General features: G+C 44.6%; 13 protein-coding genes, 3 tRNA genes and 1 other RNA gene. 4 read left to right on the top strand and 13 right to left on the bottom strand.

Going from position 1 to position 12,481, the window contains the following annotated elements:
* Positions 1–11: 11 nt before the first annotated feature.
* The 3 genes from EDD67_RS04380 to rpmG form a co-directional block, all read right to left on the bottom strand.
* Positions 12–1,034: a ThiF family adenylyltransferase gene (locus tag EDD67_RS04380; RefSeq protein WP_093072400.1), complete on the bottom strand. Its 1,023-nt coding sequence runs from the start codon at positions 1,032–1,034 to the stop codon at positions 12–14.
* 24 nt (positions 1,035–1,058) lie between these two features.
* A complete protein-coding gene (locus EDD67_RS04375) occupies positions 1,059–1,628 on the bottom strand; it encodes a 5-formyltetrahydrofolate cyclo-ligase (RefSeq protein WP_121438954.1) in 570 nt (189 codons plus the stop codon).
* Positions 1,629–1,800: 172 nt separating this feature from the next.
* A complete protein-coding gene (rpmG, locus tag EDD67_RS04370) occupies positions 1,801–1,950 on the bottom strand; it encodes a 50S ribosomal protein L33 (RefSeq protein WP_093072398.1) in 150 nt (49 codons plus the stop codon).
* 184 nt (positions 1,951–2,134) lie between these two features.
* Between rpmG and EDD67_RS04365 the strand changes: the two genes are divergently transcribed.
* Both EDD67_RS04365 and EDD67_RS04360 read left to right on the top strand, forming a co-directional pair.
* Complete coding sequence (locus EDD67_RS04365; RefSeq protein ID WP_093072397.1) at positions 2,135–2,476, top strand: hypothetical protein; 342 nt, start codon at positions 2,135–2,137, stop codon at positions 2,474–2,476.
* Between the two features lie 14 nt (positions 2,477–2,490).
* On the top strand, positions 2,491–2,958 hold the full coding sequence (locus EDD67_RS04360; RefSeq protein WP_121438955.1) for an endolytic transglycosylase MltG: 468 nt from the start codon (positions 2,491–2,493) through the stop codon (positions 2,956–2,958).
* Positions 2,959–3,008: 50 nt separating this feature from the next.
* Here the strand turns inward: EDD67_RS04360 and EDD67_RS04355 are convergent, their stop codons facing one another.
* Positions 3,009–5,057, bottom strand: a complete 2,049-nt coding sequence (locus EDD67_RS04355; RefSeq protein ID WP_121438956.1) for a penicillin-binding transpeptidase domain-containing protein — start codon at positions 5,055–5,057, stop codon at positions 3,009–3,011.
* Between the two features lie 83 nt (positions 5,058–5,140).
* Positions 5,141–5,329, bottom strand: a non-coding RNA gene (gene ssrS, locus EDD67_RS04350) — 6S RNA.
* A gap of 162 nt (positions 5,330–5,491) precedes the next feature.
* Between ssrS and EDD67_RS13815 the strand changes: the two genes are divergently transcribed.
* Positions 5,492–5,641: a hypothetical protein gene (locus EDD67_RS13815; RefSeq protein WP_154718740.1), complete on the top strand. Its 150-nt coding sequence runs from the start codon at positions 5,492–5,494 to the stop codon at positions 5,639–5,641.
* Positions 5,642–6,120: 479 nt separating this feature from the next.
* Here the strand turns inward: EDD67_RS13815 and EDD67_RS04345 are convergent, their stop codons facing one another.
* The 6 genes from EDD67_RS04345 to EDD67_RS04320 all read right to left on the bottom strand — a co-directional run bounded on the left by EDD67_RS04345 (position 6,121) and on the right by EDD67_RS04320 (position 9,692).
* Complete coding sequence (locus tag EDD67_RS04345) at positions 6,121–6,729, bottom strand: superoxide dismutase (RefSeq protein ID WP_093072393.1); 609 nt, start codon at positions 6,727–6,729, stop codon at positions 6,121–6,123.
* Positions 6,730–6,860: 131 nt separating this feature from the next.
* Positions 6,861–7,112 (bottom strand): hypothetical protein, encoded by a 252-nt coding sequence (locus EDD67_RS04340; RefSeq protein WP_093072392.1) that lies wholly within the window; start codon positions 7,110–7,112, stop codon positions 6,861–6,863.
* A gap of 203 nt (positions 7,113–7,315) precedes the next feature.
* Positions 7,316–7,408, bottom strand: a tRNA-Ser gene (locus EDD67_RS04335).
* 10 nt (positions 7,409–7,418) lie between these two features.
* A tRNA-Ile gene (locus tag EDD67_RS04330) sits at positions 7,419–7,495 on the bottom strand.
* Between the two features lie 8 nt (positions 7,496–7,503).
* Positions 7,504–7,580, bottom strand: a tRNA-Met gene (locus EDD67_RS04325).
* A 516-nt stretch (positions 7,581–8,096) separates the two neighbouring features.
* Positions 8,097–9,692 (bottom strand): Na/Pi cotransporter family protein, encoded by a 1,596-nt coding sequence (locus EDD67_RS04320; protein WP_162843787.1) that lies wholly within the window; start codon positions 9,690–9,692, stop codon positions 8,097–8,099.
* Between the two features lie 233 nt (positions 9,693–9,925).
* Between EDD67_RS04320 and EDD67_RS04315 the strand changes: the two genes are divergently transcribed.
* Complete coding sequence (locus tag EDD67_RS04315) at positions 9,926–10,717, top strand: DUF1189 domain-containing protein (protein WP_121438957.1); 792 nt, start codon at positions 9,926–9,928, stop codon at positions 10,715–10,717.
* Between the two features lie 27 nt (positions 10,718–10,744).
* Here the strand turns inward: EDD67_RS04315 and EDD67_RS04310 are convergent, their stop codons facing one another.
* Complete coding sequence (locus EDD67_RS04310; RefSeq protein WP_121438958.1) at positions 10,745–11,377, bottom strand: NfeD family protein; 633 nt, start codon at positions 11,375–11,377, stop codon at positions 10,745–10,747.
* Positions 11,378–11,521: 144 nt separating this feature from the next.
* Complete coding sequence (locus EDD67_RS04305) at positions 11,522–12,451, bottom strand: DUF1002 domain-containing protein (RefSeq protein ID WP_121438959.1); 930 nt, start codon at positions 12,449–12,451, stop codon at positions 11,522–11,524.
* Positions 12,452–12,481: the final 30 nt, after the last annotated feature.

Here is a 12,481-nt window from a genome sequence, read left to right as displayed (position 1 = left end):
TAAAATTGCAGTTAATTCCCGACGTATTTGCTGTAAAGGGTCTTCGCACGGCCGATATCTTCAGTACCTTGTACCAGCGTCCGTCCGTCCGGAAAAAGGACAAGCGTTTCACCTTCATGGAGCTGCACCCGAATTAAAAAAGGCGTTTCTTTCACGTGAGCCGTAATGGGTTCTAAGCTTTCCCGGCGCTTTTTAAGGTCAAAACCTTCTGTATGCGAAAGTTGCACTGTATCGCGTCCGCAAAGAACGGCTGCCTCATCGGCGCTTCCCCCCGTTAAATCCGGGTATTGCTGTGTACCGCATGTCGGGCATGCTTCATCCGCTTCCCCGAATTTCATCGAAAAATGATCATTGCGCCACAAATCGAAGGTTAACAGCTGATCATCAATCTGTTCTTGATTCCCGGATAAATATTTTAACACAGCTAATGACTCCATGCTCGCAACCATGTCAATCAACGGCGACAGCACTCCTACCGTATCACACGTTTGGCCGGTAGCGCCATGTGAAGGAAATAAACAGCGCAAGCACGGGGTTTTCCCCGGGACAAAGACGGCATGCATCCCTCTTGAACTGACAGCGCCGCCGTATACGTACGGTATACCGTGCTTATAAGCAGCGTCGTTCATTAAATAGCGTGTTTGAAAATTGTCCGTTCCGTCGATGATCATATCGACATCTTTCAAATACGTTTCGATGTTTTTGCTTGTAATATCTGTTACAACCCCTTCGACAATAACGTCGCTGTTAACGGCCTTCAGTTTACTTTCGGCTGCGACTGCTTTCGGCATGAAGTTTTTCACATCATTCTCATCAAACAGTGTTTGACGCTGTAAATTACTCATTTCCACAAAATCGCGGTCACAAAACATCACATGCCCGACGCCTGATCTGACAAGATGGTTCGCTGCCACAGTGCCTAAAGCTCCCATCCCGACAATGAGAATTTTTGAAGCAGCAATTTTTTGCTGTCCTTGTTCTCCGATCGGTTTAAACAACATTTGTCTTGAATACCGATTCCATAATTCTTCCATTCAAGCCGTCTCCTCCATTTTCAATTATTGACACTCGATGACTTCATCTGCCGTAATAACGAAATTGACCCTTTGGTCATGCGGTTCATTCGGAAAGCGTTCAGTTGCTAACTGTTCGCGGTATGCAAGTGAAACAGTGTCAAATGAACGGTACCCTGCCAGAAAACGGTCAAAATAACCGCCGCCGAACCCGATCCGATAACCTTTGCGGTCATAAACGAGCCCGGGCACAATGAGCAAGTCTATTTGATCGCGGACTATTTTTTTACATTGATCCGGATCGGGTTCCATCAGCCCAAAAAATGACGGTTCCAGCTGATCGAGTTGCTCGATTTCATAAAAACGCATATCTTTTGTCTCAGGCACGCACTTGGGCATCGCAATCCGCTTACCTTCGTTAAAAGCTTGCTCGATAATCTGTTTTGTAGGAAATTCATCACCTACAGCATATGTCAACGCAATCACACTGGATTTTTGCCAGACATCATGGGCAAATAAGCGGTTTTGCACAGCTTCCGTCTCTTCTTTCACTCTCTCTTTATCTTTCATCTGCAGCTGATTTCGGACATTTTCTCGGAACCGTTTTTTTGACATCTGTCATCCTCCTTTTCAACAGTTTACCAAATAAGCAGACTTTCAGCGATAATTTATCTGTCCTGCACTGACACTCGAGCTTTTAGCGTTAATAAATACCTCCCGCCGCCAAAGTATAAATAAAAACCCGCAACCCCTTGATGACAAGGAATTCCGGGCAGCTTGCGCTAAACTATTTTGTTTCGCGGTGAGTTGTGTGGCGGCCGAGACGCGGGCTGAATTTTTTCAGCTCTAAACGTTCTGGATTCGTCCGTTTATTTTTTGTGGAGATGTAATTACGATCGCCAGTTTCAGTGCAAGCTAATGTGATTTGTACACGCATATTTTTCCCTCCAAACTATCTGCTTTCAAATTCATACTTTAAAATGATAGCAGAGTATTTACAAATCTTCAAGTATCTTTGCAGTAATCACAAAAAAATTTTTCAGCAAAAATCTTGTTGCAGACACAAGTATACACGATTTTTTGATAAGATAAAGAAGCAATCTAACCAGGAGGATGACACGATGGAATGGATTATTATCACACTGCTCGCTTTTGCGATTTTACTTTTTATTGTATCTTTCTTTCAAAAAGGGGCAGCAGCCCATGCTGAAGAGCAAGTCGAACAAGTTTCCATTCAGCTAATGAAAGAAATCTATTACATGAAAAAAAAGCTCCGCAAATTAGAGGAAGAATACATGCTCGACTTCGACGAACAAGCTTATGCATTTCATTCGACGGCTGATTTAAAAAGAGACGACGTGCTTGCGATGTTTGAAAACGGGAACAGTCCCGAAGACATTGCTGTGCAAACGAACCGGGATGTTAACGATATCGAAGCATTATTAGCAAACGAAAAACAGTGACAGGAGGATAAGCATTGTCAAAAGAATTTTCTCGCGGCGCTGCGCTCGGATTGCTGTTGAGCGCGATCGCACTGAGCTCAATTTATTGGTATGCTCCCGATTTGATTTCCTCCGGGAAACAAACAGCAGAAACCGAAGAGATTAATAGTCAGCTGTATGAGCAAGAGGAGATAGAAATTAAACTCGCTAATAAAGAAAAGAAAATAAAAGAACTCGAACAAGACTTATCAGAGGTTCGAGCTGAGTCTGAAGGAGCCAAATCTGAAACTGACCAGGTACATCACGCCGTATTTGAGATTGAATCCGGTGAAAGCGCAGAAGAAATCAGCGATCGGCTGGCAGAAAAAAATATTCTTGAAAACAGTGAATCTTTTTATCAAAAGCTGTCGGATAAAAATTTGCAAAGTCACATACAAACCGGTACGTTTCACTTAAACAGCACGATGAACAGCGAAGAGATAATCGAACAGATTACTTCTTAAAAAGCGGGAGGCCTAAATCAAGGCCTCCCGCTTCTTTTTTTATTTTCACGTCAGGCATCTTCCGGATCCTCATCCAAATCTTCATCATCTATCTCCGGATCATCTTCCTCATCAGGACCTGCACGGTCTTCTTGCAGATCAAAATAATGATCCAACACAGCCTGAGTAATTTCATTGGCAATTCCGCTATCTTCATCGCCGCTGCTCGCACCCGGTACGAGGACAGAAACGGCAACTTCAGGTTCGTCAAACGGGGCATAACCGACAAATGCTTGGTTATTTCCGTCTTCGCCGTCAACCCTTACCTGTGCTGTTCCGGTCTTTCCGGCCGGATCATAATCACGGTCATTAAAGTAGCCCCTTGCTGTTCCATCGTCGCCGTGAATCACCCGGTGAAAACCTTCTTGCACACGGTCCATTACCTCATCATCAATTTCCAGATCATTTAACACCTTCGGCTTCAGCTGTCTTGAAACGGATCCGGGCTGATTGGAAGCATCCGGCTCGCGTATTTCCGAAACGACTCGCGGCGCTACTCTTTTGCCGTCATTGGCAATCGTCGATACGTATTGCGCCATTTGCATCGGTGTATAGTTGTCGTACTGACCGAAGGAATGAAACAAGAGATTCCCTGGTTCTGTAATATCACCCTTAAAACCGGTAAATTCACCGGGAAGATCCACCTGCGTCTCCACACCAAGGCCGAATTGACTGAAATAGTCACGGAACGTTTCAAGCCCCTCTTCATACCCTCGCCATTGTGTCGACGTTTCTAAATTAAATCCGATCATCCGCATCGCGACGTACGACATGTACACGTTTGATGAACGTTCGAGCGCAACGATGTCATCGACATATCCCATGTTCGTATGTGAAGAGACTTCGCGTTCCATCCCTGACGGTTGGATCGGCCGGTCGACGATCCCTTCGCCCGGTTCAAACACATTTTGATCAAACCCTAACAGCACTGTCGCACCCTTTATCGTTGAACCGGCTTCATATCCGCTAGTAAAAGTTCCTAATTCACTGCTGCCTCCATACATAGACAAAATATCCCCGGAATTCGGATCCATCAGCACGACATAAGCATCTTCTTCATCGATAAAGCTCCCGCTCCGGTTATCTAAAATTTCATCTACGGACTCCTCAATCAGCTGCTGCAGTTCCATATCAAACGACGAGATCAAATCATAGCCGCGGCTGCCTTCATCCAGCTCAGGGTTGCGCAAAAAGTTGCCGTCATCATCCATATAATTTTCTAATTCTCCAGGGTTGCCGCGCAAGACGGATTCATATTCTTGTTCTAAATATGATTGACCAATTTCTTCATTACGCTCATATCCTTGCGCAACATAAGAATCCAATTCTTCACTCGGAATCGGACCGACGCGCCCAAACACGGACCGGAGCGTATCGCCGTACGGGTACTTTCTCGTTGAGTCGCGAATGACATCAACACCTTGAAGATTTTCAATATTCTCCATAATTTGTGCCGCTTCTTCATAATCAATACCGCGTTTCACTTTATGGGGCAGATCGGTATAGCCTGAATTCAGTTCGCGCCATATCATGAAAACTTCCCAGTCTTCTTCAGTCAATTCGGCGATTTCTTCATCCGTGATCGCTTCAAGCCGTTCATTATGAACTTCATTATCCTCTAAACCGCGCTCTTCTGCTTCTTCCATTGGAAGTTTTTCTTCGAATTCATCCTCATTCATGATTGACCAAAAATCACGTCGTTCTCGCTCATAGCGGTCTTCTCCGACATCGTCTGTGTCTAATGTTATATATTCATTCAATTGTTCTGAGATTTCGAGCATTTGATTTTGACTGACATTATGGTTCGTATACGTCACCGTGTAGAGAAGTTCATTATCTACTATGATATGACCGTGGCGGTCATACACAAATCCGCGCGGAGCCTCGATCGGCTGACTGACGTGTACTTCTTCGTCCATTTCTTCTTGATAGCCTTCTCCCTGCACAATTTGCACAACGCCTAAACGAAGAATTAAGGCAGAGAAAAGCAAAAATACAAAGAAAAAAAGGATATTCAGTCTTACAGGCACATACGGTTTCATGCGTTTTTTGTCAGCCATAATTTTTTATCTCCTTCTGTGGCACAAGGGCAATTTACGTTTCAAATTTAGAACAGACACCTTAAAACTAAGGTGTCTGTAAACTGAAGCCCGCATGTGCGGTTACCTTCTACTTTTTCACGAACCCGCATAAGGCAGGTGGGTGCTCGCAAAAGGATCTTCATCTTCCCGGAACAAGCCGGGCATGATGTCGACCCCTTTATCTTGAGCTCCCTTTGTGAATAGGTGTTCGGTTCGAATTAAATCGAAGTTCACCAACACCGCAGGCAAGCTATTTACATTTGTATTATAGCATATCCGATTTATCTATCAAAAGTATTCTCAAGCAAAAAATCCATTGTCTGATTCAATTTAAATAAGCTCTCCGTTTAGCAGGCTTTCAGAGTGTTGACAAAGTCATATTATCGTCATATCTTAACTTGATTAAAGACCGGATGACGACGCATCGTTCGGCTTATGTCCTGCGGGCGAGCCCCGAGCCGCTTCAGGCTTATGCCCTGCAGGTTCTCGTCTTTCTCGCTATCCCGCGGGAAAAAGCCGGGATGCTCGGTCATCCTCTTTTTTTGAAGCGAGCGTATTCATAAAAAAGAAGCCATGCATCCACTCCTCCGACGCCTCCGGGAAAGCAAGGAGACTGCTGAAAAAGTGCTGGATAAATAAAGTCGGTGTTTATTTATGAGCCGCATAGAATACAGAATATTATGAACCCTGCGCAAACTCGCTTGCCGCGGGCAACGCCTCAGCCTCCTCAGAAGCGAAACCGCTTCTTGCGGGGTCTTCAGCAGTTGCTTTTCCCGCAGGCGTCGACTTTGCTCCGGTCTCATAAAACTTCTCGCTTTATAAGGAAGAGTAAATATGCAGGCTTCCAATTGATCTTCTACTTTTTCAGCAGCCTCGAAAGCAAGAGACGAAGATCCGGATTCAGCGGACTCCGGCCGCCGAATACTAGCTGAGTCCTTGCCCGGGGCAAGCGGAGGGTAGTGGATTCATGGCTGACATAAAAATAATCGTTTATCTACAATCGAAAAACCCGCCGTTTGGCGGGCTTTTAATAATTTCTGCATTATTTCGCTTCGGCATAACGCTTAGCGACTTCGTCCCAGTTGATGACGTTAAAGAACGCATCGACATAATCCGGACGACGGTTTTGATATTTCAAGTAATAAGCATGCTCCCAAACATCAATTCCCAAAATAGGTGTTTTACCTTCAGTGATTGGATTGTCTTGGTTTGGCGTGCTGGTAATTTCAAGTTTGCCGTTATTTACAACGAGCCATGCCCATCCGGAACCGAACCGGCCCAACGCTGCATTTTTAAATTCCTCTTTAAAAGATTCAAAGCTTCCAAACGCTGAATTGATTGCATCAGCAAGTTCGCCGGTAGGCTGACCGCCGCCTGCAGGAGACATCAGCTGCCAAAACATTGTATGATTTAAGTGGCCGCCGCCGTTATTTCGGACAGCTGTGCGAATACTTTCCGGTACTTGATCTAAATCCCGGACAAGTTCGTCAATGCTTTTAGATTCGAGCTCGCCGTGACCGGAAATCGCATCGTTTAACTTAGTGACATACGTGTTATGGTGCTTCCCATGGTGAATTTTCATTGTTTCTTCGTCGATGTGCGGTGTTAATGCATCGTGTGCATAAGGTAAATCTGGTAGTGTGAAAGCCATTCGTATCTCCTCCTTCGTATTATCGCTACAGGTGAAAACTTCTAAAAGCAAAAGTAACGGCTACTTTTCACTTCAGCAATAGGTTTAACCTGCACGTTTTTTACATTATCAAATGTTCCCTGGAGATTCAATCAATAAACATACGGATTTGAATCAATCTCCAGTTTTTTAAATTTCATCCGCGGTTTCATCGTTTCCTCAGCAGATTTCAATCGAAAAACAACCGGGTTGTCGGTTAATTCCACCTTCATGTTTTTCCGAAAAACCCATTTGTAGTCCGTTTCAATATAGACATTTTTATCAATGTTTTCTGCCTCAATTAATTGCAGATCCGCATCCGGATCCGGTTCAGGGATTTCGACAAGTTCGATCACCCCGCTCATCGTTCAACCGCAGCCGTCTGTTGCATACTTTAAAAGCAATACTGTATCTTTTCTTGAACTTAACGTTGTCACCGCATTTTTAGCATCTTCCGTAAACACTGCTTTCATGAAAAACGCCTCCTTCTTCCTTCAATAATTCCCGCAATACCAATCAAAAAAACCATTAAACCTTAAGTTTAATGGCGGACAATGTTTCGTTATTATGGCGGAGGAGGAGGGATTCGAACCCTCGCGAGCCGTAAAGCTCCTAACGGTTTTCGAGACCGTCCCCTTCAGCCGGACTTGGGTACTCCTCCGTATAAAAAGTGGTGGACCCTGCAGGACTCGAACCTGCGACCGGACGGTTATGAGCCGTCAGCTCTGACCAACTGAGCTAAGGGTCCTTATATTATGGTAGCGGCGGAGGGAGTCGAACCCACGACCTCACGGGTATGAACCGTACGCTCTAGCCAGCTGAGCTACGCCGCCGTGCGTTTTTCAATCACAGACAACAAACATCATAGCATGCAGGGTGTCAGACGTCAATCTTCAAAATAAAAATCCTGCTTGAATTTTTCAAGCAGCTAGAGTGTTTACAAAGTCATGACATCGATGGATGTCATAATAAAAGGAACGGATGACTACGCATGGTCCGGCTTATGTCCTGCGGGCGAGCGCCGAGCCGCTTCGGGCTGACGCCCTGCAGGGTCTCGCCTGTCTCGCTATCCCGCGGGAATAAGCCGGGATGCTGGGTCATCCTCCTTCTTTGAATCGAGTGTATTCATAATAAAGGAAGCCATGCATCTACTCCTCCGACGCCTCCGGGAAAGCAAGAGACGAAGATCCGGATTCGGCGGCCTCAGTCCGCCGAATACTAGCTGAGTCCTTGCCCGGGGCAAGCGGAGGGTAGTGGCTGCTTGGCTTCCGTCAAAATAACAATTTGTCTACAAGCTACCTGCTTGAATTTTTCAAGCAGGATTAATTTTCTCTTTAGGCAATTTTAAGTTATTCATTGATAACCGTTTCAGCAATATTCGTTGCGTGGTCGCCGATCCGTTCCAAGTTGCTGATCATATCGACAAAAATAATTCCTGCCGACCCTTCACACGACCCATCGTTCAAACGCATAATATGCTTTTTCCGGAACTGCCGCTCCATTTTATCGACCTGCTCTTCTTTTTGCATCGCCGATTTTGCCGCTTCCACATCATCATCTTCTAATGCGCGAATCGCTTCTTTGAGCGTTTCCGATGTCAGTGCAAACATTTCACGCAAATCAACCATCGCCGATTCTGACATTTTTACTTTGTTGGCTATTTGATACTCTGTCAACTCGACAATGTTTTCCATATGATCTCCGACCCGCTCTAAATCTCGCACTGTGTCCATTAATAACGAGTGTATTCTTGAATCAGCTGCGGTCAAAGAGTTTGTCGAAATGCGGACTAAATAATCCGTGATTTTTTTATCAAGGTTGTTTACACCGTCTTCCAATTGATACGTCATTTCCGCATGCTTCTTCTGTTTTGTGTCAGCAAACTGCCCTGCTTCATGCAGCCCCTGCGTTGCGAGCTCGGCCATACGGAGCGTTTCCTTTTTCGCCTGTCCAAGTGCAATCGAAGACGATTGATTAATTAAAACAGGATCCAAATGCTGCGCTTTGTACTCAATCAATGTTTCTTTGCCAGGTATCAATTTAGTAACAATCCAGGCAAGAACAGCCACAAACGGCAGCTGAATCAAGACGTTGGTGCCGTTAAACAGTCCGTGCGCAACAGCAATCGTCATCTCTTCATTCAACATAAACCGGTCTTTAATGTAAATCATCATTGCAATAAACGGCTGGATAAAAATCAAGACAACGATCGTACCGAGCAAGTTGAAAATGACGTGAGCCATCGCCGCGCGTTTAGCGGATAAGGATGCACCTAATGATGCCAGTATGGCCGTGATCGTTGTGCCGATATTGTCGCCGAACAGCACCGGCAAGGCCGCATGAATATCCATTGCTCCTTGAGCATAAAGCTGCTGGAGCAGTCCGATAGCCGCTGTTGAACTTTGAACACTCACAGTAAAGATTACACCGATAATCACACCGAGTATCGGCGTTTGACTCATGCTGACCGTCAAATCGGCGAACGCTTCAACTTCACGAATCGGTTCAAGCCCTTCCCCCATCAAGTTCAAGCCGTAAAATAAGGCGCCGAAACCGAAAAATACCTGGCCGAAATTGTTCGCCTTTTTGTTTTTCAAAAAGAAAATTAAAAAGGTCCCGACTGCTAAAATCGGCAAGGCATAATCAGAGATTTGCAAGCCGATAATAAAGGCAGTGGCCGTTGTCCCGATGTTGGCTCCCATTATAACGCCGATCGCCTGACGAAATGTCATAAAGCCGGCATTTACAAGCCCGATCGTCAACACGGTTGTCCCGGTACTCGTTTGAAGCAAAACCGTCACTACGACTCCTGAGATCACGCCCATAACCGGGTTGGATGTGTACTTGTCCAGAATATCGCGCAATTTATCTCCGGCTACTTTTTGCAACCCGTCACCTAAATACTTAATTCCAAAAAGGAAAATAGCCAATCCGCCGATAAACATAAAAATTATATCTTGAACGTTCGCTTCCAAAATTGCATCCCCCTAAAAGCAATGTATGTAAACTTTCAGCACCGCTTGCAATCTTACGATAAGTTTGTAAACTTTTAATTAACAAATTGTAAAGATTTTATTAAGATTGCTGCTTGATTGGTTGCAATGATTAATAGTTGTTCTTGTCCAGTTATTTCGCTACAATAATGTTGCAAGAATTGTAAAAGACTGGAGTGTAGCAGATGAATATTTTTCAGCAATTTATCAAGAGCCTTTATTCGCCGGAGACGATTGCAAAATTCCGCTTGCAAAAAATCGGCCGGGCCATTCTCTACGTGTTTTTATTAATGGTTATTGCAACGTTGCCTGCGGTCATCAGTTTAAGCATCGGGATTAATACGATTTATAACGAATTTACAAGCCAGCTCGAAGAATTCCCGGATTTTGAAATTGAAAACGGCGTTCTTCAGTCAGATGCCGGCAGTGAAATCAATGAAGCTGAAGACGGAACGGCGATCATCTTCGATCCTGACGGCGAGTATTCTTCGCAAGACGTGACGGAATACGATCAGGCCTTTGCCTTTTTAGAACGCGAAGCGGTGTTTTATACCGGCGCGACAACTGAACAAGTCAGTTACCAAGAGCTCGGGATTGAAATCTCAAAAGACGAGCTCAATGAACTGACAGATACGATCGGCGGGATGATGCCGCTGATTTTAACGGTTGTAGGCCTTATCATTTATGCTGTTAATACCGGGTTGAAATTTATCGGCGTCACTTTCCTCGCGCTGATCAGCTTAATATTAAAACGCAACCAAGTAAACGACTTGTCATTTAAACAAGGATGGATTCTATCCGCATTTACGGTAACGCTTCCGACGATGATATTTGCTGTTATCGATATGACCGGGATTGTTATTCCGTTTTCATTCGGACTTTATTGGCTTATTGCCGTGATTATGATGTATCTGGTGATAAAAAACATCCGGCTCGGGCGTGAATACGCACGGGAAAAAAGAAATCTTTCTACGTAAATAAAAAAGCTCCCGCGGGAGCTTTTTTTACGTTCTGTCTATATCGACAAGAATGCGCGTACCGTCAGCATCAATCACTTTTACCGCCTGGTCTTCTTCGACCCACTGATTATCTGTTGTTGCACTGTAAAGACGGCCGTCAATTTCGACTGTTCCCGTCGGGCGAAACGGTGTTTTTGTCACACCCTCTTTCCCGACAAGATCCCGGTAGTCTTCATTCATCGAATTGTAACCCATTTCTGACGTAAGTTTGTCTTTAAACATAATTTTCGACCACATATCGCGCTGCGGAAATACTTTCGTAAATAAATACGAAGTCGGAGCTGCCAAAACAAACGCCATGACAACAAGACCGCCGTAAACCCAATCCGGTGACGGGATCGCAAGAGCTGCGATCATAAAAAGTCCGCCGAAAATCGCGATCGATCCGTCAGCCGTAACTTGACCGTCAAAAATAATTAAGCTCAACCCGATTAAATAAAGGATAATAATCCACGTTCCGTCCGCGGCTGAAATATGATGGCTGAAATATAACGCCATAATAAGAATGCCAATTGCAGCAAATGCTCCTTTTGTCCGGACAAACAGCTCGCCAAAAATAAACAGCGTTGCTATAAAAATAACCGCGAAGCCGACGGTTGCAAAATCGAGAAATTCCATCCGTTTCCCCCTCCATTTCTAAATCAAAGTAAACTGATCCTACATTTATTGTAACAATAATACCCTTTAAAAACATGTACGAAAACTGAAGAAAAAAGTTTCAAAAAAAGAGCTGAAGGCAATTCCTTCAGCTCAACTCATGTGTTATTGACTGCTGTTGTTGTCCGGTTCAGCGCTGAAGTGCGCGTTGTCATCACCAGAAAACCATTCTTGCACTGTGTTAATCACTTCTTCGAAAAAATTCAAAAAAGATCTGATCAACCCTTGCGCCTCTTCACTGTCGACAATATCAGCAATATTATCACGAATAGAATCAATTTGATCCCGGACTGAATCCCAGTCAATATCTAAATCTTTCATGCGTTCAAACAGTGACACGAGTCCCTCGCGCTCTTCTTCTGTCAAGTCAATTCCAACTTCATCAGCTTTTTCATCGATCAGCTGACGCAAATCCTCGGCTGTATCAACGTCTTCATCAGCAACCGCTTCTTTAATTTGGATCATCAGTTCAGTGGCATCTTCTGTTCCGTATTCGTCACCGAGTTCTGCTGTTTTCACCATCTCTTCATTGGCGACGTCCTTTTGTTCTTCCGGAATCACTTCATCTGTCGAAGCTTCATAGGCTTTAAGCAAACCGGTCAATGCGCCCGTACCGGAAACATCAAACGGAGCCGTCACATAGACATCAGCGTCTTTGACTCCGGCAGTAATTAAGGCGTTGGCATACATGCCGTCAGTTACCCAATCAATCTTGTTCGATTCAACATCCAAGCCTTCCCCGTCTTCTAAAATGGTGATCTTCGATGATGAGAGTGCATTCGAACCGATCACGCCGGCACTGATATAATCACCGAGATATTCGTGTTCCTCTTCGTTTGATACGGTGACAATCAAAACTTCATCCTCATCCGCATCCATTTCGTTCAATAATGCTGACCGCTGTTCATCATTAAGATCTTCCCCCAACGTGACGATTTCATCACCCGGGGCCGCATCTGCGGATACTGCCGAACCAAATGCCAGACAAGCTGCCGCAACGAGAAGCAAACTTGTTAAAATCGGATTGTTTTTCATATCGCTTCATCACCTTTTCTATGTTGACTT

Origin of the sequence: Salisediminibacterium halotolerans, from assembly GCF_003814815.1 — a bacterium.
GTDB classification, from domain to species: Bacteria; Bacillota; Bacilli; order Bacillales; family Salisediminibacteriaceae; genus Salisediminibacterium; species Salisediminibacterium halotolerans.
The sequence above is the reverse complement of the archived record's forward strand: the minus strand, read 5'-3'. Positions and strand labels throughout refer to the sequence as shown.